Here is a 24,120-nt window from a genome sequence, read left to right on the forward strand (position 1 = left end):
GAGGCAAGAGCTTAGGCGGGAGCCGGGGCTCTGCCACGGGATTGTGGCCAACAGTAGTCAGGCGAGGGTTGCGAAAGGGGAAGTCACTCTTCGCCGCTCGCTCGCGGAACACAGGCTTCGACCCGATTTGACAGTCCTCCTACGGGAGGCGAGCCCTCCTTCGCTCAGAGAGCTTCGGCGGGCAGCCTTCGCTTCCGCATCTGGCTGGCCTCGCCAGCCGAAGCTGCAGCGAAGGCTGGTGCCCGGGGTGGGACTCGAACCCACACGCCTTTAAAGGGCGGCGGATTTTGAGTCCGCTGCGTCTACCAATTCCGCCACCCGGGCGCTGGGAGGAGGGAGGCCACGGAACGTAGGCTTAGGTGGCGGCCTGTAAATCCAAATCTGTGGTGGTGAACGTTTGGCTCTATCAGTCCAGCTATCCGGCCTTGTAGGAGCTTTGCTGATAGGAAGTAAAACGTGGATTTGGAAGGTAGACCCAGAGGCCTTTTCCCTATTGATCGCGCCTCACAGACGTGCCAACAGTGTCTTTTACGGACCGATGTCATTACCCGAATCACCAGAAAAGCGCAGTCGAGCGGTCGTTTCTCAGCTCAAGGAGTCCAAGATTTTCAAGGACTACCAAGATGCATTTCGTGAAACGACGGGATTGCCGCTGAACTTGCGCCCGGTGGCGGGGTTTGACCTGCCTCACCATAAGGATCCGAACGAGAATCCGTTCTGTGCGCTGATGGCGAAATCCAACCATACCTGTGCGGCGTGTCTGCAGTTGCAGGAGAAGTTGGAAAAGGAAGCCTGCATGGAGCCCAAGACGCTGAAGTGTTTCGCGGGTTTGTGCGACGCGGCCGTGCCGGTGCGCGTGGGCGAAAACTTGGTGGCGTTTCTGCAAACGGGTCAGGTGCTCACGCATTCGCCTACCAAAAAGCAATTTACGACCGTTTCCCGTCAGATCCTGAAGTATGGCACCGAGGTGGATTTGAAGAAGCTGGAGGAGTCGTGGTTTCAGTCCCGTGTGGTCAACAAGCGGCAGTATGAGTCCATCATCCGCCTGCTCGCGATTTTTGCCCAGCACCTCTCCGCGCTCAGCAACCAGTTGATCGTGCGCGAGGAGACGGCAGAGTCCCCGGCCATCAGCCGGGCGCGCCAATATATCGCCGAGCATCATTCCGATGAGATGTCGTTGGAGGAGGTCGCGAAGGCGGTGAACATGAGCGCCTTCTACTTCTGCAAGATGTTCAAGAAGGCGACCGGGATGACCTTCACCGATTACCTCGCCCGCGTGCGGGTGGAGAAGGTGAAAAACCTGCTGCTTAATCCGCACAAGCGCATCAGCGAGGCGGCGTTCGAGGCCGGTTTTCAGTCCCTGTCGCAGTTCAATCGCGTCTTCCGCAAGATCGCGGGCGAAGCTCCGACGGCCTACCGTGAGCGCATCGAAGGCACCACGCCGGGCGTGCGTCGGGCCGGTTGATCGGCATTCTTGCGCTCCTGCACGGCGTCGGAGCAGCTGGTCCGACGTCGAGGGGCCGGCGTTTCAGCGGGCGGTCTTGAGAACCGCGGCCGTGTGTTCCTGCTCATGCCGCACGCGGCTCTGGCAGACGGCGCAAAAGGAATCGATTTCGCGACGGGCGACCGCGTGGAGCGCCGCCTTCAACTCATCGAGACTGGTGCTGCGATCTTCGCTCGAGACTTGGCGGAGGTCCGTGTCGTCGAGTAGGAGCGTTTCCACCACGGCCTGCTCGGCGGTGGAGAAATAGGTGAGCAGGGGGTTCTTACCGCACACGCAGCCCAACCCCGCGCTGCGGGGGGCACCGTGCTCGGAGTGGCGCCGGAAATGGGGCTGGCGCAATTCGTCGAGGAGACGATCGAGCGTCCAATCCATCAAATGCACCAGCGTATCGGGGTGAGCCATCGGGGAACTCACGCGCTCGGCACGCAGCAAAGCCTCCCAACGCTGACGCAGGTCGGGGCGTTGCGTCTGGAGCGCTCGCAGAAAGCCATCGTGCATGAAAGCATTAATGCCAGAAGTTAGCCGAATCAGCTCCGCGTGTGTTGCTCATGGGTGGGCACAAATTGACTGCGCAGATGATGCAGATTTTGCGGGAAAGTGCGGCCGCTCAGAGGGGAGGGGAGCATTTGGGGGTGTCACCACTTGTTCACTACGGACCAAGAAATGCGCAACGCTGCACAACCCCCGCGGAGTCGAATTCACAGCGTCCCGCTAGTATGCGTTCGAATCATAGGTCTTTTGTTTTCCGGATCCTGCCGCGTCCCAGTCCCAAACCTCACGGCAGAACGGAGTGAACAAAGGTCTCTACCCCTGTAACCACGCCTGACCAACCTGCCATGTCCGTCATTCCGCTTACACTCACGATCAGCCTCTGTCTGGTCTTTACCTTCGTGCTGTTTTTTCTGCGCGAACACAGTCGTCAGCGGTTCAGTTCGGCCGAAAGCGACGCCTTGTTGCCGCTGGCTGACGAGACGCCGCGCCCCGTGGGCGTGGCTCGTGACAAGGCAGGTCGCGATCAAGACACCACCGCCGCACAGCGGAACCGCCGGAGCGGTCAGTCTGGCGCGAACGGCACCTCCTCCTCCTGAGGCCCCGGTGGATCCCCTTTTGTTTGCTACCTCAACTGCTTCATAAGCCATGCCAGCCCGCAACCTAACGATCGAATACAACGATAAGATTGTCCGCCAGTTCATGATCGCGTCCGTCATTTGGGGCGCCGTCGGAATGTTGGTGGGCGTGCTTATCGCCTCTCAGCTGAACTTCTTTCAGCTCAACTTCAGCACGTCTTTCCTGACGTTTGGCCGCCTGCGCCCGCTGCACACCAACGCGGTGATCTTCGCGCTGGTGGGCAACATGATGTTCGCCGGCATCTACTACTCGACCCAGCGTCTGGTGAAGGCGCGGCTGGCGAGTGACTTCCTCTCCCGACTGCACTTCTGGGGCTGGCAGGCCATCATTGCGAGTGCGGCGGTGACGCTGCCCCTGGGTCTCACCCGCGGCAAGGAATACGCCGAGCTGATCTGGCCGATCAACATCGCCGTCGCCCTCATCTGGGTCGTCTTTGCGATCAACTTCTTCTGGACGCTGGCTCGACGCAATGAGCCCAGCCTCTACGTCGCGATCTGGTTCTACATCGCGACGATCATCACGGTCGCGATGCTCTACATCGTGAACCACTTGTCCTGGCCGACGAGCTGGACGCACAGCTACGGCGTCTTCGCCGGCGTGCAGGACGGTCTGGTGCAATGGTGGTATGGTCACAACGCGGTGGCGTTCTTCCTCACCACGCCGATTCTCGGTATCATGTATTACTTCCTGCCGAAAGCGGCGGGACGACCGGTCTACTCCTACCGTCTGTCGGTCATTCACTTCTGGTCGCTGGTCTTTGTCTACATCTGGGCCGGACCTCACCATCTCCTCAACACCGCGCTGCCCAACTGGCTGCAGATGCTCGGCATGACCTTCTCGCTGATGCTGTGGGCGCCGTCCTGGGGTGGCATGCTCAACGGCCTGTTCACGCTGCGTGGCGCGTGGAACAAGCTGCGCACCGATCCGGTGATCAAGTTCTTCGCCGCCGGTGTCACCTTCTACGGTATGTCGACCTTTGAGGGCCCGTTGCTCTCGATCAAGTCGGTCAACGCGCTCGGTCACTACTCCGACTGGATCATCGGTCACGTGCACGCCGGAGCGCTGGGCTGGAACGGCTTCATGGCCGCGGGTATGTTCTACTTCCTCGCGCCGAAACTCTGGAGCAAGAAGCTCCACTCCGAATCCCTCGCCAACCTCCACTTCTGGTTGGGTCTCACGGGCATTCTGCTCTACGTCGCCGCGATGTGGACCTCGGGCATCACCCAGGGTCTCATGCTCAACTCGACCACCGAGGGAGGCACGCTGCTCACGTATCCGAACTTCCTCGACACGCTCAACACCATCCGCCCTCTGATGCTCCTGCGTGTGGTCGGTGGCTTCCTCTACCTCACCGGTTGGTTCATCATGGCCTACAACCTGTGGCGCACGATTGCCGGTTCGCAGGCGGTCAACGGCACGGTCAACGTGGTGGTGGAAGACGACGCGCATGCGCACGAAGCCCGTCCGCTGGGTGCGGTTGTCACCTTCCTCAACCCGCCGGTGATCTTCTCCGGTCTCGGCACCGTCTTCGCCTGCGTGTGGATGTTTGGTGGTCCGGTGCTCCAGATTGTGGGCATCTTCGGCACCGCCGCTTCCGTCATCATGGCTTGGATACACTTCGAGTCGAAGGGCAAGCGCTGGGCCGTGTGGTATGATCGCCTGCTGGTGAGCGCCGCGCCGTTCACCGTGCTCACCCTCATCGCGGTGGCCATCGGTGGTCTGGTGCAGATCATCCCCGGCATCGTCGCCCACCAGGCGGCCAACGTCGAAGACCGTCTCCAAAAGGTCTATACGCCGCTCGAGCTGGCGGGTCGCGACATCTACGTCTCGGAAGGCTGCTACAACTGCCACTCCCAGATGATCCGCACCCTCGTGCCGGACGTCCTGCGCTACGGCGACTACAGCCGCCTCGGTGAATCGATTTACGACCGTCCCTACCAGTGGGGTTCCCGCCGCACCGGTCCGGATCTCGCTCGCGTCGGCAGCAAGTATCCCAACTCCTGGCACTACCGCCACATGGAGGATCCGCGCCAGATCTCCGCCGGCTCCAACATGCCGCCGTATCCGTGGTTGCTGGAGAACGACATCGATGTGGCGGCGCTGCCGTCGAAGATCGCCGTCCAGCGCAAGCTCGGCGTGCCCTTCGAGGAAATGACCGATGCAGAGATTCAGGCCAAGGTGGACGCCCAAGCGGCCGAGATCGTGGAGAACCTCAAGGGTGAGGGCATCTACGTCGCACCGGAGAAGCAGATCGTGGCCTTGATCTCCTACCTGCAAAAGCTGGGTGACTACCAAGAGGTCACCCCGCATACCGCGAGCCGCTGAACGGCGTCGAACGATCGTTAACCCTTAACCTGATGTTCTCATGTTCCGACGCCTCTTAATCGAAGACTGGACCGCGATCTTCACGATCATCGCGTTCATCACGGCCCTCTCGGTCTACGCGACAATCTTCTACCGCACGGTGCGCATGCGCCGTTCCCGGGCCGACGAGTTGGCCCACCTTCCCTTCGAAGACGAAACCACTGCTACCCCTTCCAGCCATGAGTGATTCCGAGAAATACATTCCGCCCGAAGAGGGCAGCATCCGCGAGCACGTCTACGACGGCATCGAGGAGTTCAACAAACGGCTGCCCAACTGGTGGCTGTTCACCCTCTACATCGCCATCGTGTTTTGGGTCGGTTATTGGTTCTACTACGCTCAGTCGGGCATTCCGATGAGCGATGGAGACAAGATCGATGCCGAGATCGCCCGCATCCAGGCGGCCAAGCTCTCGACGGATCTCACGATCGATGATCCGAGCCTGTGGGCCATGAGCCAGAACCCGACCTTCATCGCCAACGGCAAGGCAACCTACGACTCGCTCTGCGTGGCCTGCCACTTGCCGAGCCTCCGTGGCAAAGGTGAGAATCCCGCCGCCATCGGACCGGACCTCACCGATGATGAGTGGATTCACGGCAGTGCGCCGACCAACCTCTTCCACACGGTGGAGAACGGTGTCGCCACGGCCGGCATGCCCGCCTGGGGCCCGGTGCTGGGCACCGAAAAAACCGCCGAAGTGGTGGCTTACGTGCTGAGCCACCATCAGGCTCCCTGACCGTTTCCGAGTTAAAACCGCGGGCCGACCCAGCCCGCGGTTTTCTCCTTTTTTCCTTCCTCCCCGGACCATTTTACCCATGTCCACTGCACCCAAACCCAACATCGATTCGGTTACCACGATCCGTGACGACGGCTCGCGGTTCTTTTTGCATCCCGCGGATGTGAAAGGCTTCTTCACCCGCCACCGACGCTGGACGGGCTTGGTGCTCATCGCCATCTACCTGTCGCTGCCGTGGATCAACATCGGCGGACACCCGGCGGTGTTCCTCGATATCGCGGGGCGGCGCTTCCATCTCTTCGGCCTTGTTTTGGCCTTCCAAGATGCGTGGTTGCTTTTCTTTGCAATTACTGGACTGGGCTTCTCGCTCTTCTTCATCACCGCGCTGTTTGGGCGTTTGTGGTGTGGCTGGGCTTGTCCGCAGACGGTGTTCCTGGAGCACGTCTACCGCCGCATTGAGCGTTGGATCGAGGGCGACGCCGTGCAGCGCCGCAAGTTGGATGCCGCGCCGTGGGACAGCGCCAAGGCGACCAAACGCATCGGCAAGCAGGTCGCGTTCATCGTCGTTTCGTTGATCATCTCCCACCTCTTCCTCGCCTACTACGTGTCGATTCCGGAGCTGTGGAGCATGATGCACCAATCGCCGTGGGAGCATTGGAGCGCGTTCCTCTTCGTCTTCATTTTCTCCGGGATCATCTACTTCAACTTCGCGTGGTTCCGGGAGCAGCTCTGCATCGTGATCTGCCCCTACGGTCGCCTGCAGTCGGCCCTTACTGACGACAACACGATGGTGATCGGCTACGACGCCAAGCGCGGTGAACCGCGTGGCAAACCCGCCCAGTCCGGGGTGGGGGATTGTATCGATTGCAATCGCTGCGTGCAGGTCTGCCCGACGGGCATCGACATCCGCCAAGGCTTGCAGCTCGAGTGCATCGGCTGTGCGGCCTGTATCGACGCCTGTGACTCGGTGATGACCAAACTCAAGCGTCCCACCGGCCTCGTGCGTTACGACTCACTGGAGGGCTTGGAGGGCCGCAAGACCAAGTGGCTGCGTCCGCGCACGATTCTCTATTCGCTGCTCCTGCTGGCGGGCGCGAGTGTCGCCACCTACGCGATCTCGACGGTGCGTCCGGCCAGCTTCCTGGTCACCCGCATGACGGGCGCTCCCTACATCGTGAGCGACGAAGCGGTGCGCAACCAGTTCCTCGTGCGCGTGGTCAACAAGCAGGACGTATCGCAGACCTTCCGCATCGCGCTGCCGGATCTGCCGGAGACGGTGGACCGCTCGGGTTTCACCGGCTCTCTCGAACTGGGTCCGCTGGGCGAGCAAGTGGTGCCGCTGGTGCTGCAAGTGCCGCGCGACGAGTATAATGGGCGTTTCCACATCCAGGTCATCCTGTATGGCAACGGTGACGCCTACGAGTTGGAGCGACAGATTGAGTTTGTGGGCCCGGATCCGCGTCTTTTGAAAGACGACGCGCAATGAGTGCTACCTCTCCAGAAAAAGACTCCGGTTCAGCCAAATCGCTCTGGATCGGCGTGGGCCTGCTCTTCGGCCTCCTGGCGGTGGCGTGGGTGACGCTGTTCACCCTCGCTTCCAAAAATCCGGTCGAAACCGTCCCGTTGGAGAATCGCTCCGCACCCTGAGTTTTACCCGCTCCCGTCATGGATCTTGCCGCCATCAACACTCCGACCGCCGCGCTGCTGGCCGGGCTCGTCACCAGCCTGCACTGTGCCGGCATGTGTGGCCCGCTCGCCTGCATGCTGGGCCCGGCGCGGGGTGAGCGGGTGGACGCCACCACGGTGAACACGATCTATCACGTGTCACGACTCGCCGGATACACTACGCTCGGCATCGTGGCCGGCGGCATCGGCATGGTGCCGCGCGCCTTCTTCAACGAAGAGGTGGTGCGGTGGCTGCCGTGGCTGTTGGTGGTGTTTTTCCTCTTGGTGGCGCTGCGACTGGATCATCGCCTGCCGCGCCTGGTGTGGCTGTCACGCTGGTCGCTGAAGATTCAGGCCAAGCTGCGCACCAAACCGCGCACGCAGGTCGCGGCCGCGATGGGGTTGCTCACGCCGCTGCTGCCCTGCGGTCCCTTGTATTTCCTCGTCACGCTGGCGGCCATCTCCGGATCGGCGCTGCGCGGGGCGGAGTTCATGTTGGCCTTTGGCATCGGCACGGTGCCGATGCTCTGGCTCGCCCAAACCCAATTCAGCTGGCTGCGGCGCAAACTCTCTCCGGTCGCGTTGGCGCGTTTCCAGACGGTCCTCGCGATGGTCGCGGCGGCAGTCATCAGCTGGCGGCTGCGCACCACGCTCGGTTTCGACGGACCGTCGGTGGATAATTTCCTATGTCACTAAACGGCGAGGGTTCGGCGTCGCCGACCTCCCGACCCGTGGCTCGCAAAGCGGGCGCGGCGGAGGCGGCCTGCAAACACTGTGGTTCGCCTTCGCCGGCGGGCAGTGAGTTCTGCTGCTCGGGTTGCGCTTACGTGTATCGCATGATCCACGAGCAGGGGCTCGATGCGTATTACCAGATCAAGGACGACGTCACCGTCCCGGCCGATGCCGCGCTGGGGCAGTCGCGCGACTACAGCTGGCTCTCCAGTCTGCAGGCCGAAGCCGAGGCTCAGGTCGCGGAGAGTGGCCGCATGCCGCGGCTGCAGTTGTCGGTCCAGGGTCTTTCCTGCGCGGGCTGCGTGTGGTTGATCGAACGCGTCTTCAGCAAGCAGGCGGGCGCGGGGCGCATCGAGATCAACGCCCAGACCGGGCAGGTGCGGCTGAGTTGGCGCACCGACACGAATCCGGCTTTTGACGCGGCGGATTTCGCGGCGACCTTGCAGCGTTTTAACTACCTGCTCGGCCCGGCCGGCACCGATGGCGCGTCGAGCGGCGAGAGTCGGGATCTGGCCAAGCGCATCGGGTTGTGCGGCGCGTTCGCGATGAACGTGATGCTGTTCACCCTGCCGGCCTACTTCGGTATGGAGGCGAGCTTCACCTATGCCGGCCTGTTCAACACGCTTTCGCTCGGCTTCGGCACGCTCAGTCTATTGGCGGGGGGCGGTTACTTCCTCACCCGCGCGGTGCGGGCTTTGCGCGAGGGTGTGATGCACATCGATCTGCCCATCGCGGTGGGTATCTTGGGGGCGTATCTGGGCTCGTTCTACGGTTGGGTGACCGGGCAGGAAGCCTACACCTATTTCGACTTTGTGGCGGGGTTCATCCTGCTGATGTTGGTCGGCCGCTGGGCCCAGGTGGCGGCGGTGGAGCGTAATCAGCGCCGGCTGCTGCAACAGCAACCCACGCCGCCGCGGTTGCGGGTTTACGGCGATGATGGCGCGGTGAAGGAGCTGCGACCGGACGAACTGAAAACGGGCCAGACCTTTGGCGTCGGCATGGGGCAAACCGTGCCCGTCGAAGCCAAACTCGCGACGGCCGAAGCCGACCTCAATCTGGCCTGGATCAACGGCGAAGCCGAGCCGCGGGTCTTCCGGGCGGGGCAGACCGTGCCAGCCGGGGCGCAGAACGTTGGTCGCGGCGAAGTGCGCCTCACGGCCACGCAGGATTGGGCGCAGTCGATGCTGTCCGAGCTGCTGGAGCCGGTGGAGCGCAAGAACGAAGGCGAGCGCCTCATCGAGCGCGTGATCCAGGGTTACCTCATCGCGATCTTCGTCATCGCCACCCTTGCCGGCTTGGGCTGGTGGTGGGCGACCGGCGACGGTCTGCATGCCGGCGCCATCGTGACGGCGGTGCTGGTGGTGTCGTGTCCGTGCGCGCTGGGCTTGGCGTTCCCTTTGGCCGACGAGATGGCGACGGTCGCGCTGCGCAAACGCGGGATGTTTGTGCGCGCGGGTGACCTGTGGGGACGCCTGCAATACGTGCGCAAAGTGGTTTTCGACAAGACGGGCACGCTAACCCTAGAGAATCCGGTGCTGGTGGAGCGGGAGGCGCTGGATCGGCTCTCGCGGAATGCGCGGGCGGCCCTGCATGCGCTGGTGCGGGACAATCCGCACCCGGTGAGCCGTGCGCTCATGGAAGCGCTGGTGGCGGGCGATTTGCCGCCGGCGATGGAAGGACAAATCACCGAGACGGTGGGGCAGGGCGTGAGCCTCGGAGAGTGGTCGCTCGGTCGCGCGGGTTGGCGCGATAGCGGAGCGGCCGACGGCGCGACAGTGCTCACGCGCAACGGTGAGGTGATGGCGCGGCTGCATTTTCGGGACGAAGCGCGGCGCGACGCGACGGTGGAGATTCAGCGTCTGCGTGAGCGTGGTTTGGACACCTTTATTTTGTCGGGTGACGAGACGTCCAAGGTCGCAGCAATGGCACGTGAGTTGGGCCTGCCGCCCGACAACGCCTACGGCAACCAGAGCCCGCAGGCCAAGGCCGCCTGGTTGCTTGAACATGGCGCGCAGGACGCGCTCATGTTGGGCGACGGAGCCAACGATAGCCTCGCTTTTGACGCGGCGCGTTGCCGCGGCACACCGGTGATTCACCGCGGTGTGTTGGCCGAGAAGGCCGACTTTTATTATCTCGGTCAGGGACTCGGCGGTTTGCGTGCTTTGTTTGAAGTCAATGACGTGCGCCGCCGCACTCACTGGGTGCTGCTGGTCTTCATGATCGCCTACAACGTCACGGCGGTCGGCCTGGCGGTGACGGGGCACATGAACCCGCTGTTTGCGGCCGTGCTGATGCCACTCAGTTCGCTGGCTACGTTGGTGATCGTCGGCATCGGAATGCGGCGAGCGTGGCATTGAGGTCGTCTTCGACGTCGACACCGCCGCGTCGGTGCGGCAAACTCGGGGCACCCCCGAAGACGTCATGGAAACCCTCTACTCCGGCTGTGAAATATCATCGGCTTTTGCCGGCACGCGTTGGCTCGCGGTGATCGCCTGCGCGGTCTTGGCCGAGGAGGTCAAACAGCTCCTGGCCGAGCGACCGGAACACCTCACCGACCTCGTTGTATTGCCTCAACGACTACACGAGGAGCCTCGGCGTTTGCGGCGCGAACTGCAGGCGGCGATCGATCAGGTGGAGCGAAAACCGGCCACCAAAGTCATCGCGCTGGTCTATGGGTTGTGCAGCCGGGGCGTGGAGGATTTGCGGCATGAGCGGTGTCCGCTGGTGCTGGCCCGGGCGCATGATTGCGTGACGCTTTTTCTTGGCAGCAAGGAGCGCTACGCCCGCGAACAGAGCGATCAGCCGGGCACCTATTGGTATACGCCCGGCTGGATCGAAAGCGGGGCGCCGCCCGGGCCGGGGCGCACTGCACGGCTGCGGGCAGAGTATGCGGAGAAGTTTGATCCGGAGACGGTCGAAGACCTCATGGAAATGGAGGCGGCCGGCATGGCGCACTACGCGCGCGCCGCCTACGTCGATCTCGGCTTGCAGCCGGAGGCCACGGCGTGGGGCCCGGCCTATACCAAAAGTTGTGCCGCGTGTTTGGGCTGGAGTTTTGAGCGGTTGGAAGGGGATCCACAGCTGCTGCGTGACTTGTTGCACGGAGGGTGGGACGAAGAACGTTTTTTAATCGTGCCGCCGGGCTACAGCGTGCGCCTGTCGCCGGACGAGCGGGTGGTGCGGGCCGAACCGGCGACGGACGGAAAGGGTGGGGCGTGAGTTTCCAACCGGATCCGGGCGCTGCGACGGCCGTGTCGTTGTGGACGGGGTTGTTGCCGCCGGAGGAATGGCGACCGCTGTTGCGACGTTATCGCGCGGAAACCGGCTACGCGCTCGTCGCGGTCGCGGCGGATGGCACGCCTTGCCTCGGGGAGATGCAGGCGCCGGCCTGCGCCCGGCAACCGTCCTGCCGGGACTATCGTGTGCAGGCGGTGCAGGAGGCGTTGCGGTGGGGGGAACCCACGGTGTTGTGCTGTGGCTGCGGGCGACTGATGTGGGCGGTGCCGGTGATGGTGAATCAGCAAGTGCGAGGCGGTCTGCTGGTGGCCGGCGTGCCCCTGCGGGAACCCACGCGCGCCGGGGCGCTGGATCGGCGCGTGCGGGAGGCCGGACAACGTCTGTTGGACATGGCGGAGGAGGCCGGATTGACCAACGCCGCGTTGCTGGCGCAGCGGCGGGCCGACGCAAGACGCGAACGGGAGAAGGCAGAAGCGCTGCATGTGTTGAAGGACCGCCTTTACGACGACATTCGCAGCATCTACCTGCGCGAGGAACCGGCGTTGTTGGCGGCGATTCGCCGCGGTGAACGACGGGAGGCGCGCCACGTGATCAACCGGGTGCTCACGGTGATTTACAGCGTCGGTGGTTCGCAGGTCGAGTTGCTCAAGAGCATGGCCATGGAGCTGGTCGTGATGATGACCCGGGCCGCGGTGCAGGCGGGCGGCGATCCGACGCACATTCTCGGGATCAACTACCAGTCACTCACGGGTCTCGCCAAGGTGGCCGACAGCGAGGAACTGGCCACGTGGTTGTGCGCCATGTTGGAGCAGGTGATCGATGGCATCGAGGCGAGCGACCGCCATCCCAACGCGGTGCAACTGGCCCGCGCGCTCGATTACATGGAGGCGCATCTCGCGGAAGCGTTGCCGCGCGACGAAGTGGCGCGGGCGGCGGGGCTTTCACCAAGTCGTTTCTCGCACCTCATGCGCGCGAAGCTCGGCATGCCCTTCACCGAGCTGCTCACGCGCCTGCGTGTGGACCGGGCGTGCCACCTGCTCGCGCACTCCCAGCGGGAGCTCGCGCAGGTTGCCTTGGAATGTGGGTTTGGCGACCAGAGCTACTTCAGCCGGGTGTTTCGCAAGCAGACGGGTTGCTCGCCGAGCGACTACCGGCAGGGGCGACACCAAAGTCCCAAAGATTAGCACCGAAGTCCAAGCCGGGGGATGAAGGGGATTGCTAGAATAACGCCTGCAAACCCCACCATGACCTTACTCCAAAGCATTGCGGCCAGCGTGGCTGCCGGCCGGCGCAAGGACGCCGGCAAACTCACGTCCGAAGCCCTCGAAGCCGGTATCGCGCCGGCTGCGATTGTCGACGAAGCCCTTCTCCCGGCGATGGCCGCGGTTGGCGAAAAATTCCGGCGGGACGAGATCTTCATTCCCGAGATGCTGGTCGCATCGCTGGCGATGAAGGAAGCCATGCGGCTGCTCACGCCGCACCTGGTGGAAGCCGGCGTGGAGCCCAAATACACCGCGGTCATCGGCACGGTGCAGGGGGACCTGCATGACATCGGTAAAAACCTCGTGGCGGTGATGTGGCGCGGGGCCAATTTTAAGGTCATCGACCTCGGGACGAACGTGCCGCCGCAGGCCTTCGTCGATGCGATCAAGGAACACCGTCCACAAGTGGTGGGTTTGTCGGCGCTACTCACCACCACGATGCCCGCCATGGTGACGACCGTGAAGGCGATCCGCACAAGCGACGCGCCGCCGGTCAAGATCCTCGTCGGCGGTGCGCCGATCACGTCGCAGTTCGCTGATGAGATCGGAGCCGATGCCTACGCCAGCGACGCCGCCACGGCCGCCGATTTGGCGCAATCACTTGCCGCCGTTTGAGGGCGATCCGCGCGCTCCCTTTGTCATGATTACCGACACCTTTCTGAACCTCGCTCGCGAGGGGCATTGTATGCCGATCGGCACGCATTTGGTCCTGCATGAACAGCCCGATCCGGAAGCCATCCTGCTGGATGGAAAACGCCTTGGCTCCGTCGTTGCGCAGACGGCGGTGCGTTTCGCCACGCCGCTGGCGGTGCCGCTGATGGACCTGACGGTCGAGAAGGAAGCGCTGTTGCTGGCCTGCAAGGTCCCGGCGGAAGAGGTCGGAGCGTATCACTTTACCGAGCTGCCGGCGTTGCCCGCGGATATTCCGCCCACGCCGCGCATGCTCGCAACGTGCCAGGCGATTGAATACATCGCCCAGGAAACCGACCTGCTGCCGATGGGCATGTGCATCGGGCCGTATTCGCTGCTCACCAAATTGGTGCGCGATCCCATCACGCCGGTCTTCATGAGCGGCATGGGCATGACCGGTGAAGACGAGCCCGACATCGCCTTGATCGATGCGCTGTTGATTTGGTCCGAGCGGATGATTCTGGACTACGTCGATGCCCAGATCGCGGCCGGCGCGAAGGCCATGATCGTCTGCGAACCGGCGGCCAACATGGTGTATTTTTCGCCGAACCAGATGGAGGACAATCCGCGGCCGTTTGAGTTTTATGTGATGGAACCGATGCGGCGCCTGGCCGATCGCCTGACCGCCCGCGGCGTGGCGTTGGTGTTCCATGATTGCGGCGAGTTGACCGACGCGATGGTCGAGCGCTTCGCCACGCTCGAGGCCGACATGATCAGCCTGGGCAGCTCGCGGGACCTCGCCCACGACGCGAGCCTGTTGCCCAAGGAGACGGTGATTTTCGGCAACCTGCCATCGAAGAACTTTTACGCCACGCAACTCACGACGGCGGAGGTGGAGGAAATGGGGCGCGACCTCACGGCGCGCATGCAGGCCATCGGGCATCCCTTCATCCTCGGCACCGAATGCGACGTGCTCAGCGTGCCGGGCAAGGAGGCGGAGATTGTGAGCAAGGTGAACGCCCTGATGCGTTGCGCCTGCGAACAGCATGCCGCCGGCACGGGATCCCGCCGGGCGGAGCGGGTGCCCACGACCAACGCCACTGTATCTGAAAAACAATGACACCTAAGGAACGCATTCGCGCCACTTTGGACCGGCAGCCGGTGGATCGCCCGGCGGTGGACCTGTGGCACACGGCCGAAGTGGCCGCCTCGCTGCGGGCGCATCTGGGCGTGGAGGACAACCTCTCGCTCTATCGGGCGCTCGACATCGACAAGATCATCTGGGTGGCGATGGATTATCGCACCGAGACGGGGGACAAGGCCTTCACCCTGACCGGCGAAGCCGGCAAACGCACCGCGTGGGGCGTGTTGCTGAAGGATATTCAGGCGGGCGAGGCGCATTATGCCGAGTTTGGGGAAGCGCCATTGGCGGCCTACGATTCGCTGGAGGAAATCGCCGCCTATCCGCTGTGGCCGGATGTCGATCGCTTCGACTATGCCGATGCGACACGCCAGGCCGAGGCCGCGACCGCAGCCGGGTTTGCGGTGATCGGGCCGTGGGTGTCGCTCTTCGAGGTCTATTGCCAGTTGCGTGGGTTGGAGCAGTCGATGGTCGACCTGTTCGAAGATCCGGATCTGGTGGATGGCATCCTCGATCGTATTGAGGCGATCCAGACCGAGATGATGCGGCGCTATTTCGCCACCGCGGCCAAGTCACTGGATCTGGTTTTTGTGAGCGACGACATCGCCGGGCAGCAGTCGCTGCTGATGTCGCCCGCGAGCTGGCAACGGCACCTGCAGCCGCGCCTCAAGCGCTGGTGTGACCTGATTCACGAGCACGGCCTGCGGGTGCTTTATCACACCGACGGTGCGGCGCGAAAGCTCCTCGGACCGATCATCGATTGTGGCGTGGATGTGCTGAATCCGATCCAGCACGCGTGTCCGGGTATGGATATGGCGGAGCTGAAGGCGGAGTTTGGCGACCGGGTGATCTTTCACGGCGGCGTCGACAACCAAAGTGTATTGCCGCGCGGCACGCCGGAGGAGGTGCGGGCCGAAGTGCAACTCTGCCGTCGCACGTTGGGCGGCGGCGGGCAGGGTTACATCTGCTGTTCCTGTCACAACACCCAGGCCGGCACCCCGGTGGAGAACATCCTCGCCTTGATCGACGAAGCGAAGCGCGGCTGAGCGCGGCGCCGCGCGGTCAGGGCAGTTCGTAGAGTTCGATCAGCACGACGCCGGGGTCTCCCGACCAGTTCTCGACTTTCACGGAGTAGACCCCGGGTTCCAGAAACTCGAGCATGACGGAATCAGCACTGCCGGAACTAAGTGGGAAGGCGCCGACTCGGTTTTGTTCGGTAGTATATTGGGTGCCCCAGGAATTCACCTTTTGGGCTTTCCATTGGGTCTGCCCGTCGCGGTGTTGATAGAGGTAGATCGAAGGGTTGCTGGCATAGTTTTGGATACCGAACTGGCTCAGCCCGGGACCCACTGCGCGGATGAGCACGCCTTGGTGGGCTCCGCCCGAAATCACAAAACCCACGGTGACTGCCTGGCCGTCGGCCTCCCGTCCGGTGGTCGTGCGGCAGGAAAGGTTGATCAGACGAGGCGCGGTTGGGGTCCACGAAGGGTTGGCATCATAGATCTCGCTGAGGGCCGTTTTGGCTTCGCCGGCCGCATCGAGGGTGTGCACAGAAACGTTGCCCGGGCCTAAGTCTTCCAACACGGCGGCGGCATCGAGGGAGTCGGTCGAGGAGAAAGCAAACGCGCCCAGGCGGGTGAACTCCTCGACGAGAGCAGCCTCGCCGCCCCAGTTGTCGTGACGGGAGGAAGGCGCGCCAGCGGGGAGATAAATCTCGAGCACCGAATCGAGGGACGCATCGGCGACGTCGAAGTCGAGCAACGACGGACCGACGCCGCGCACGAGCATGCGGGTGAGGCCTTGGGTGTTCTCACCGCCGACGATGAATCCGGTGATGAAGGTCGCGTCGCCGTTGCCGGTTTGACTGCGGACCGACAGGTTCACGAGGCGGCTACGTTGATCGCTGGCGACGACCTCCAAGCGGGCGGAGTCGGTGGCGATGGTCAGACCGTTGCGGGTAACGAGGCAGGCGTAGCGACCTGCGTCGGCGGGAGAGGCATTGGGGATGATGAGGTCGGCCTGCGTGGCGCCGGGGATGGGACTGCCGTCATGCGTCCATTGGTAGCCGGCGATGGAGACACCGGGTTCGGTCTGGAAGGAAAACCCTGTCGAGGTGCCGGCAGCGGCCACGCGATCCTCCGGGTGAGTGAGCACCTTGGCCGGTTCGGGCGCGGACCATACCGCGATCAGAGCATGGCCCGGGCTGGGGGTGACGACGTAGCCGCCCACCGCCACGTATTTGCCATCTCCGTAGGCGACATCGTTAAATGCGCGTTGTTGGTCGGTGTAGACGGGTTGCGACCAGGTGGCGGCATCGAGAGACCAACCGAGGGTCGATGAGCCAAAGAAACGCCCGCCCGCGAAGAGGACGGAATGCCGTGCGCTTTGGGGTTTGGTGATTTGGGTATAGCTCTCGCCGCGGTCGGTGGAAATCGTCAGCTGCGAAGACGACGAAAGCACGAGGCGGCCGTTGCCATAGGTCACGCTGGACAGGTGGGGCATGGTGTCGCCCCACGGCGTGGCGACATTCGACCAATTGGTGCCGTCGGAGCTGCGCGAGAGGGCGCTCTGCTGAAGACTGTTGGTGGAATGGGCATGCCAGAAATAGCCGCCGCCGTTGGTGACCGTTTCGCCGAGGCCGGCGGCCCCGCCGTCGAGGGCGGGCAGGGGCTGCAGCGACCAATTATCGCCGTCGGTGCTAGTTTGGATGACGCGGTAGTTTCCGTTGCTGGAATTGGCCACGATGGCGTCCTCACTGGAGGCGATGTCGCGGATGTAGGGCATCGTGCCCGTATTGGTGACCAACTCCCACGTGCGTCCGTCGACGCTGCGGTAGACGGAGGACTGATCCAAAATGTAGAAGTAGCCGCTGAAAAAGTGCACCCGGGCGTTCTGGGAAAACACTTGATCCGCCGGCGTCCAAGTCAGTCCGTCGTCGCTGCGAGCGACGGCATTCGTGAGATCGCTGCCGCCACTCAGCGTCATGACCCAATAGCCGTAGCCATATGCGACGCTGGTGCCGGAGCGTGCGCCCGGGATGCCGGTGGATGAGACAGTCCAGTTGGGGTAGGAGAGCGTTTGCGCGAGACTGAGGAGGCTGAGCCCGAGGAAAGTGGCGCTCGTGACGAGGTGGCGGAGTGCAGAGGAAAGCATGCGAAGTGGGGCACCCGTCGGGGAAGACGAGCGCAGGGGCGGCCAGCAGGCTCTTTGATCACGCTGCTCCCGTCGGCACGCGAGATCCAAAACTACGTGCGTAGGGAGAATGTGGTTACGTGCCGCCGGTGTCGTCGGTGGCTGGAGGGCGATCGCGAGCGATCACGGGCGCCGCGAACGGCGGGCCGGAGGCCTTATTCGCCCTTGGCGGGCACGATTACGACCGGGCAGGGGGCCTTTTTAAGGACACCGTGCGTGGTCGAGCCCACGAGCAGGTCGTATAGGGCGGTGTGGCCGTGCGAGCCCATCACGATATAGGCGGCCTCGAGTTCCTTGGCCTTGCCCACGATCGCAGCGACGGCCGGGCCGTTGGCATTGGCGGTGGAGGCATCGACCCCGCGGTCGGACAGAGTCCGCAGCAGGTGCTCGAGCTGGCGGGCGGAAGCCTTCTCCGTGACGGAGATGATTTCCTGCACGTTTTCCATCGCGAGGCCGTAGTCGGCGGTGACGGTGGGTGGCTGGTTGGCGTGGAGAAGAACGACTCGACCGTCGACCGCGCTGGCCAGATTGATGGCGGCATCAATCACGTCGGCGGTGGCGGGGGAGAAGTCGACAGGGGTTAGGATCGTCTTCATGGCGTAAGTATAAACCTGCGACGGCAAAATGGCCACGCATGGATTGCTTTTAAATGGGGTGGGCGGAGTGGGGAATTGCCCCTCAAAAAAACCGCTTGCTTCGAGGCGTTTCGTGCGGCTTGGTCTTCCTTCCTTCCTCGGTTCGGGCCGTAGCGTAGCCTGGTAGCGCGCTTGCATGGGGTGCAAGAGGTCGGGAGTTCGAATCTCCCCGGCCCGACCATTTTAGGAAGGTTTCGCAACCATGGCGGGACTCGAAACGGATACCGATAAACGCGGGCATTGGGGGTGGCCGGTGGCCTTGGCGGTCATGGTGTTTTTCGCCTCGGGGCGTGGTTCGGTCGCGGCACCGGATATCGTAAACATCGATAAACTGACCCATTTTGCGGTTTTTGGGCTGCTTGCTACCTTGGTCGCGCGAACCCAGCCGCGGCGGCGGTGGTGGCTGGGGTTGGTGGTCGCGTCGCTCTACGGCATGGCCGACGAGTTTCGGCAGAGCTTCACGCCCGGCCGCTCGGTGGAGGTGGCGGATTGGGTGGCCGATACGCTGGGTGCGGCGGTTGCCGTGACGGTCTATGCGCGGTGGACGTTTTACCGCCAAGTGCTGGAGCGAAATCTTGGCGGTGGAGCGCGACTGCCGGTTGCCAAGCCGGAATCGGTGGTGCCAGATAGCGCGCAATGAACCCTGCGGACGCGGCCCAACGCATCGATGACCTGCGCGCTTCAATCGCGCACCATGACGAACTCTACTACCGGCAGGCGGAGCCGGAGATCACCGATCGTGATTACGATGCGCTGAAGCAGGAGTTGGCCGATTTGGAGGCGGAGTTTCCACTCTTCGCGTTGGCCGATTCGCCGACGCAGAAGGTGGGCGATGATCGCAGCGAGGGGTTTCAGAACTACACCCATCGCGAGCGCATGATGAGTCTCGACAACACCTACTCCGACGAGGAGATGCGCGAGTTTATCGCCCGGGTGCAGCGTGATCTGGAGCGGGAGGAGTTGAGCTTCGTGGTGGAGCCCAAGATCGACGGGTTGGCGGTGAGCGTGACCTACGAGCAGGGCAAACTGGTGCGCGCCGTCACGCGCGGCAACGGCGTGGAGGGCGACGACATCACCGCCAATGCGCGCACGATTGCGTCCTTGCCGAATGAGCTGAAGGCAACCGCCGGCGTGCCGGTGCCGGACGTGATCGAGATCCGCGGTGAGATCTACCTTACGCTCGAAGAGTTTCAGCGCATCAACGGTGAGCGCGAGGAGGCCGGGCTGCAGCTCTATGCGAATCCGCGCAACCTCGCCGCCGGCACGATCAAGCAACTCGACCCGGCGGTGGTCGCGCAGCGCAAGCTGGAGATCGTGCTCTACGGTCGCGGTTACACCGAGCCGGTCGAAGCGTTGCCGGCAACGCAGGAGGAGTTCTTCGCCTGGGTGAAGGCGTGGGGACTGCCGACGGTGGAGAAGCAGTGGATCGCGCACAGCGGCGACGAAGTGCTGGCGGCGATTCGCGAGCTCGACGCGATGCGCGGCAGCTTCGCCTACGCGACGGATGGGGCGGTGGTGAAACTCGATTCGATTCCGCTGCAACGCACCCTCGGCGCGACGAGCAAAGCGCCGCGTTGGGCGATGGCTTACAAATTTGAGGCGGAGCGGGCGGAGACGCTGCTGCGCGACATCACGATTCAGGTGGGCCGCACGGGCGTGCTCACGCCGGTGGCGGAACTGGAGCCGGTGCAACTCGCCGGCACGACGGTGTCACGGGCAACACTGCACAACGCGTCGGAAATTGCCCGCAAGGACATCCGCATCGGCGACACGGTGGCGGTGGAGAAGGCGGGTGAAATCATCCCCGCCGTTATCGGTGTGAATCTGGAAAAACGGAAACCGGAGTGTGTGCCCTATGCGTTCCCCGAGGCGTGTCCGGCCTGCGGCACGGCAGCGGTGCAACTCGAGGGAGAGGTGGCCGTGCGTTGTCCGAACCGGGAGTGTCCCGTGCAGGTGCGCCGTCGCGTGATTCACTTCGCCTCGCGGGCCTGTCTCGACATCGAGGGGCTGGGCACGGCGATGGTGGACCAGTTGGTCGACAAGGGGTGGGTCAAACGCCTGCCCGACCTGTATCACCTCAATCGCGACGATCTGCTCACGCTGGGCAAGAGTGTGGAGAAATCGACCGACAAGCTCCTGGCCGCGATCGAGGCGAGCAAGACGGCGGAGTTGTGGCGCTTCATCCACGGCCTCGGCATCACGCACGTGGGCGCGGCGGCGGCGAAGGATTTGGCGCGTGTCTTCGGCGGACTGCAGCCGCTGGCAGATGCGACGATGGACGCCTACATTCGCGAGAAGGAGTCGGTCATCAGCGGCATCGGCCAAACCATGGCGGAGGCGATCGTGGGCTTCTTTGCCGACGCCTACAATCGGGCGGTCGTCGACGATTTGATCGCGGCGGGCGTGCAACCCGAAGCGCCCTCGGCGGGCGGCGGGGGCACCTTGTTTGCGGGGCTCACCTTCGTGCTCACCGGCACCTTGCCGACGCTCACGCGCAACGAGGCGGCGGAGATGATCGAAGCGGCCGGCGGCAAAGTGAGTGGCAGCGTGAGCAAGAAGACCAGCTTTGTGGTCGCGGGCAGTGAAGCCGGTTCCAAGTTGGCCAAAGCCGAGAAGCTCGGCGTCGCAGTGATCGACGAAGCGAAGTTGCGCGAGATGCTGGCGGGGGCGTGAGGGGAGCTGCGCGCGGCCGCCGGTCGGACGAACCGGGCTCAGCGAGCCCGGCTACAGTGGCCGGAGGGTCAGGCGCGGAACTTCGACGGGTAGAAGGACGTGGGGTCGTCTTTGAAGCGCTGGATGAACTGGTGGTAGTTCTCGTAGCGCGGGTCGATTTCGTGGGCGAGAAGGTGGAGGAGCGGCTCGACGTCGGTCAGCTCGGCGAGGGGCGCGGCGTGGTCGCGCAGGAGTTCGGCGGCGTGATCGGGGGAGCCGAAGAGTTCGAAGAGGCAGGCCAGTTTGAGCAGGCGGATGGGGCTGAGCTCAACGCGCGCGCCCGGATTGCGGTCCCAGCCGCAGGGGTCACGCAGGTAGAGCGCGTCGCCCTGCAGCACGCGACCGTGATCGGTGTAGTGGGGCGCGTTGTCGTATTGGAAGGGCATGGGGAGCGCGGCGAGGGAGCAGCGGCGCACGGAGAGATCGAAGAGATCAAATCCCCAGGAGCGCATGAGGCGATCCATGTTGTGAAAGCTGTGATCGGTGGGATCGGCGGAGCCGGAGAAGTTGACCTCAAGGGCGCAGCCCAAGGCCGGGCCGTCGCGCAGGAGTTTTTCGCCGGAATGGAGGACCTCGAGGTCGGGGCCGTCGGTGTCGATCTTCACAAAGTCGACTTCGCGCAGGTTCAGTTCGGCGGCGAGTTCGTCGAGGGTGGAGGTGCGGGTGGGCTCCACTAGTTTTTCGGTCGGCCAGGCGTTGAGTTCGCTGAACTGTTTTTCCGGGGCGGTTTGAGCGGCGAGCTTTGCCATGGCGTGGGCCGAGCTGGTGCGTTCCCACGGATTGCCGGTCCAGGGCTCGCGGTCGCCGCGCTGTTGGCGAAAGGGATGCGACTCGGGCAGGCGCAAGAAGCGCGGCAGGTAGTGCACGGCGGGGTTGGTTTCGGCGGCCTGAAGGCGTTCGCATTCGGTGGTCTGCGGGTCGATGCCGACGGCCGTGAGGCTGGGCTCGAAGCGCCGCCAGAGCGGAGCGAGTCCGCCGCCGCAACCGACATCAATCAAGGAGAGCGGGGCATCGAGGAATTGACCTCGTTCCACCAGGCATTGGGTGAGGGTTGCGAAGCGCGGGGCAAAATCCATGGAGGTTTGCAGCGAACACGGTCAGCCGCGGAATGTGAAGCGCGGTTAGACCGTATCGGGAAAGGCTTTCATGGTAGTCGCACCTGGGACGACGGGCCACCCTTTCGCCATCGGCTCAAGCGCGGCTACTCAGGGGGAGACTGGGTCGCCTACTGGAAATCGTGGATGTGGAGACGTCGGCCCAATTCAGCTTTGACCCAATGCGCGTTGAGGAGGAGCACCCGCGGACCTCCGATCCTTATTTCCCCCGGTTCGAGGCACTCCGCGGTAAGATGAATGCGTGGGTATTGGGGCGGGGGAGGCGCCAGGTGCGCGGCGTGCGGCGGCAGGGTGGTCAGCGGGGGGCGGAGCGGCGGCGCGGTATCAAAGACTTCCGCGGTAACGTAGAAACGATCGAACCCTTTCTCGAGGGCGGTTTTGGCGGCGTAGTAGATCGCGTGGTCGCGCAGCGTCGCTTGGGTCATGGGGTCCTGCGCCGCTATACAAACCTCAACCCGATCCAGAGACGCACCGGTGCTCCATTGGTAAGAAGGGAGGGTGATCAGTGAACTGCGAGAACTGCTGGGACTGGCGGGGTGAGTCGTGACCGTGCAGCCGCTCAAGAGGGCGATGGCACCGAGGCCGACCAATTGTCGCATCCGCAGCGTCGCACGCATGGTCATAACACCGCTAAAGCGGGTGGGCTAAGACCCGTTCTTGGCGTCGGCCCAGGGGGCGGCGACGACTTTGTAGCCGTCGGGCGACTTGCGGAAGACGACGCCGTCGAAGCGGAAGTATTCGATGTCGTTGTGCCAGACAGCCTGGCTGCCTACTGGGAGCACGTCGGATACGGCGCCGACCGGCGTGGGCACCCAGACGAGGCCGTTGGCGGTAGGCTTGAAGAACTCGCCGTCCATGAGGCGCAGTTCCTGTTCGCCTTGCCAGACGGTGATGTAGTCGGGTTCGGGCGGCGGCACGCCGATTTCCTGGTTCGGATCGACGCCGTCATCGGTCACGGCGTAGGTGACGCGGCGCGGCGGCGGGGCTTCGCGCTCGATGACGACCGGGCGCTCCACGATCACGGGCCGGTCGACCACGACATAACCGTGGTTGTAGGGGCGGTAGTAGATGCCGTCGGCGACGAAATAGGCGGTGGAGTTGACGTAGACCCGGCGGTGGTAGCTGGGAATGCGCGGGAAGAAGCGACCCGGGCGGTAGTAGGGCGCCGGGTAGTGGCGGTGGTAGCTGCGATCGCGCGAAACGCCGAAGCTGAAGCCGTCGATGCCACGGGACGACACGCCGATGCCCACGGAATAGCTGGTGTCGTCGTGATGATGCCCACGTTTGGCGCTGGCGGTGGAGGGCAGGGCCAGCAGGGCGAGAGCGGCCACGCCCAGCAACGCCGGGCGAAGCGGACGGGAGCGACGGAGGAGGGAGTCGGGCCGGGCGTTCATAAAGGGGTTAGATGCGTTTTAGAGGCGTCTGTTCCTTCTTCGTGACGGGCCCGGAGGCAGACACGCCCTAGGCGAGGCCTTTTTTCTGCAGAGCCGCGGACAGCTCCTGCATGAAGGCTTGAGAGTCTTCGGGGGACGGACGGTAGCCGTCTTGGCTGATCTCGGTGAAGCCGGGGCGACCGTAGTTGTCGATGATCCACTTGCCGGTGACACCGTCGCTGAAGGTGACCGAACCACTGGCCATAGCGCCGGGAATGAGGGTGGCGGCGTCGACGTCGACGGTGACGTTGCCAGCGACGGGCAGATCCTCGAGGTCGTCGTCGACCGCAACGGCTTCGTCGCCTTCGGCGGGCGCCGCCGGGGCCGGCTTGGGCTTCGGCGGGGGAGCCTTGGTGACGTCGCTGGCGTCGGCCTTGGGGGCCTGATCGATCAAGGTGAGATCGAGGTCATCCACGAGGAAGCGCACATCCATGTAGGTCATGGAGATGGAGAACTCTTCCTGAATGCGCTTCTGCACGTCGGACAGCGAGGCGCCGTCCTTGACCCAATGGGCGACGGTCTGGGTTTGTTCGGGAGAAAGGGACATGGGATTTTCGAATTTCGATTTTGGATTTTCGAAGGCCTGACAGGCCGTAAACACGGATTTCCGGTTTGCGACGGGCGCAAATCGAAAAT

23 protein-coding genes and 2 tRNA genes are annotated in these 24,120 nt (G+C 63.6%); 17 read left to right on the forward strand and 8 right to left on the reverse strand.

The window, feature by feature from the left end:
* Positions 1 to 236: 236 nt before the first annotated feature.
* Positions 237 to 324 (reverse strand) — tRNA-Leu (locus K1X11_RS21305).
* Between the two features lie 214 nt (positions 325 to 538).
* On the opposite strand from K1X11_RS21305, the gene K1X11_RS21310 reads away from it, so the two are divergent.
* Positions 539 to 1,465, forward strand: coding sequence for a PocR ligand-binding domain-containing protein (locus K1X11_RS21310; protein ID WP_221029226.1), 927 nt, complete (start codon positions 539 to 541; stop codon positions 1,463 to 1,465).
* Positions 1,466 to 1,528: 63 nt separating this feature from the next.
* On the opposite strand, the gene K1X11_RS21315 is transcribed toward K1X11_RS21310, so the two are convergent.
* A complete protein-coding gene (locus K1X11_RS21315) occupies positions 1,529 to 2,002 on the reverse strand; it encodes a hypothetical protein (RefSeq protein WP_221029225.1) in 474 nt (157 codons plus the stop codon).
* Positions 2,003 to 2,340: 338 nt separating this feature from the next.
* Between K1X11_RS21315 and K1X11_RS21320 the strand changes: the two genes are divergently transcribed.
* The 13 genes from K1X11_RS21320 to K1X11_RS21380 all read left to right on the forward strand — a co-directional run bounded on the left by K1X11_RS21320 (position 2,341) and on the right by K1X11_RS21380 (position 15,443).
* Positions 2,341 to 2,592, forward strand: a complete 252-nt coding sequence (locus tag K1X11_RS21320; protein WP_221029224.1) for a hypothetical protein — start codon at positions 2,341 to 2,343, stop codon at positions 2,590 to 2,592.
* A 49-nt stretch (positions 2,593 to 2,641) separates the two neighbouring features.
* Positions 2,642 to 4,957: a cytochrome-c oxidase, cbb3-type subunit I gene (gene ccoN / locus K1X11_RS21325; RefSeq protein WP_221029223.1), complete on the forward strand. Its 2,316-nt coding sequence runs from the start codon at positions 2,642 to 2,644 to the stop codon at positions 4,955 to 4,957.
* A gap of 40 nt (positions 4,958 to 4,997) precedes the next feature.
* Complete coding sequence (locus K1X11_RS21330; protein ID WP_221029222.1) at positions 4,998 to 5,183, forward strand: hypothetical protein; 186 nt, start codon at positions 4,998 to 5,000, stop codon at positions 5,181 to 5,183.
* Positions 5,176 to 5,730, forward strand: coding sequence for a cbb3-type cytochrome c oxidase N-terminal domain-containing protein (locus tag K1X11_RS21335; RefSeq protein WP_221029221.1), 555 nt, complete (start codon positions 5,176 to 5,178; stop codon positions 5,728 to 5,730). Before K1X11_RS21330 ends, K1X11_RS21335 begins: the two co-directional genes overlap by 8 nt.
* Before the next feature lie 79 nt (positions 5,731 to 5,809).
* On the forward strand, positions 5,810 to 7,216 hold the full coding sequence (ccoG, locus tag K1X11_RS21340) for a cytochrome c oxidase accessory protein CcoG (protein WP_221029220.1): 1,407 nt from the start codon (positions 5,810 to 5,812) through the stop codon (positions 7,214 to 7,216).
* The gene (locus K1X11_RS21345; RefSeq protein WP_221029219.1) at positions 7,213 to 7,377 is read left to right on the forward strand and encodes a hypothetical protein; all 165 of its coding nucleotides are present in this window, start codon (positions 7,213 to 7,215) and stop codon (positions 7,375 to 7,377) included. The genes ccoG and K1X11_RS21345 overlap by 4 nt, the downstream gene beginning before the upstream one ends.
* Before the next feature lie 18 nt (positions 7,378 to 7,395).
* Positions 7,396 to 8,091: a sulfite exporter TauE/SafE family protein gene (locus K1X11_RS21350; RefSeq protein WP_221029218.1), complete on the forward strand. Its 696-nt coding sequence runs from the start codon at positions 7,396 to 7,398 to the stop codon at positions 8,089 to 8,091.
* Positions 8,092 to 8,126: 35 nt separating this feature from the next.
* Entirely contained in the window at positions 8,127 to 10,484 is a 2,358-nt protein-coding gene (locus K1X11_RS21355; RefSeq protein ID WP_324726038.1) for a heavy metal translocating P-type ATPase, read from the forward strand.
* Positions 10,485 to 10,548: 64 nt separating this feature from the next.
* Positions 10,549 to 11,346 (forward strand): DUF1638 domain-containing protein, encoded by a 798-nt coding sequence (locus K1X11_RS21360; RefSeq protein ID WP_221029216.1) that lies wholly within the window; start codon positions 10,549 to 10,551, stop codon positions 11,344 to 11,346.
* Positions 11,343 to 12,548 carry a helix-turn-helix domain-containing protein gene (locus K1X11_RS21365; protein ID WP_221029215.1) on the forward strand — a complete coding sequence of 402 codons (1,206 nt, stop codon included), beginning with the start codon at positions 11,343 to 11,345 and terminating at the stop codon, positions 12,546 to 12,548. Before K1X11_RS21360 ends, K1X11_RS21365 begins: the two co-directional genes overlap by 4 nt.
* Before the next feature lie 60 nt (positions 12,549 to 12,608).
* Positions 12,609 to 13,241 (forward strand): cobalamin B12-binding domain-containing protein, encoded by a 633-nt coding sequence (locus tag K1X11_RS21370; protein ID WP_221029214.1) that lies wholly within the window; start codon positions 12,609 to 12,611, stop codon positions 13,239 to 13,241.
* Positions 13,242 to 13,266: 25 nt separating this feature from the next.
* Positions 13,267 to 14,376, forward strand: a complete 1,110-nt coding sequence (locus K1X11_RS21375; protein ID WP_221029213.1) for a uroporphyrinogen decarboxylase family protein — start codon at positions 13,267 to 13,269, stop codon at positions 14,374 to 14,376.
* Entirely contained in the window at positions 14,373 to 15,443 is a 1,071-nt protein-coding gene (locus K1X11_RS21380; protein ID WP_221029212.1) for a uroporphyrinogen decarboxylase family protein, read from the forward strand. Before K1X11_RS21375 ends, K1X11_RS21380 begins: the two co-directional genes overlap by 4 nt.
* Positions 15,444 to 15,459: 16 nt before the next feature.
* Here K1X11_RS21380 and K1X11_RS21385 read toward each other — a convergent pair whose 3' ends face one another.
* Positions 15,460 to 17,550 carry an immunoglobulin domain-containing protein gene (locus K1X11_RS21385; RefSeq protein WP_221029211.1) on the reverse strand — a complete coding sequence of 697 codons (2,091 nt, stop codon included), beginning with the start codon at positions 17,548 to 17,550 and terminating at the stop codon, positions 15,460 to 15,462.
* 194 nt (positions 17,551 to 17,744) lie between these two features.
* The gene (locus K1X11_RS21390; protein ID WP_221029210.1) at positions 17,745 to 18,185 is read right to left on the reverse strand and encodes a universal stress protein; all 441 of its coding nucleotides are present in this window, start codon (positions 18,183 to 18,185) and stop codon (positions 17,745 to 17,747) included.
* Between the two features lie 143 nt (positions 18,186 to 18,328).
* Between K1X11_RS21390 and K1X11_RS21395 the strand changes: the two genes are divergently transcribed.
* From K1X11_RS21395 to ligA, 3 genes are all read left to right on the forward strand, one after another.
* Positions 18,329 to 18,405, forward strand: a tRNA-Pro gene (locus K1X11_RS21395).
* A gap of 21 nt (positions 18,406 to 18,426) precedes the next feature.
* A complete protein-coding gene (locus tag K1X11_RS21400) occupies positions 18,427 to 18,864 on the forward strand; it encodes a VanZ family protein (RefSeq protein ID WP_221029209.1) in 438 nt (145 codons plus the stop codon).
* Complete coding sequence (gene ligA, locus K1X11_RS21405; RefSeq protein ID WP_221029208.1) at positions 18,861 to 20,897, forward strand: NAD-dependent DNA ligase LigA; 2,037 nt, start codon at positions 18,861 to 18,863, stop codon at positions 20,895 to 20,897. The genes K1X11_RS21400 and ligA overlap by 4 nt, the downstream gene beginning before the upstream one ends.
* A gap of 68 nt (positions 20,898 to 20,965) precedes the next feature.
* Here the strand turns inward: ligA and K1X11_RS21410 are convergent, their stop codons facing one another.
* The 4 genes from K1X11_RS21410 to K1X11_RS21425 form a co-directional block, all read right to left on the reverse strand.
* A complete protein-coding gene (locus tag K1X11_RS21410; protein WP_221029207.1) occupies positions 20,966 to 22,012 on the reverse strand; it encodes an FkbM family methyltransferase in 1,047 nt (348 codons plus the stop codon).
* 149 nt (positions 22,013 to 22,161) lie between these two features.
* Positions 22,162 to 22,668 (reverse strand): hypothetical protein, encoded by a 507-nt coding sequence (locus tag K1X11_RS21415; protein WP_221029206.1) that lies wholly within the window; start codon positions 22,666 to 22,668, stop codon positions 22,162 to 22,164.
* Between the two features lie 27 nt (positions 22,669 to 22,695).
* Positions 22,696 to 23,445: a DUF6515 family protein gene (locus tag K1X11_RS21420; protein WP_221029205.1), complete on the reverse strand. Its 750-nt coding sequence runs from the start codon at positions 23,443 to 23,445 to the stop codon at positions 22,696 to 22,698.
* 67 nt (positions 23,446 to 23,512) lie between these two features.
* On the reverse strand, positions 23,513 to 24,031 hold the full coding sequence (locus K1X11_RS21425) for a hypothetical protein (RefSeq protein ID WP_221029204.1): 519 nt from the start codon (positions 24,029 to 24,031) through the stop codon (positions 23,513 to 23,515).
* Between the last annotated feature and the right edge of the window lie 89 nt (positions 24,032 to 24,120).

This window comes from Actomonas aquatica, from assembly GCF_019679435.2.
Taxonomy (GTDB): domain Bacteria; phylum Verrucomicrobiota; class Verrucomicrobiia; order Opitutales; family Opitutaceae; genus Actomonas; species Actomonas aquatica.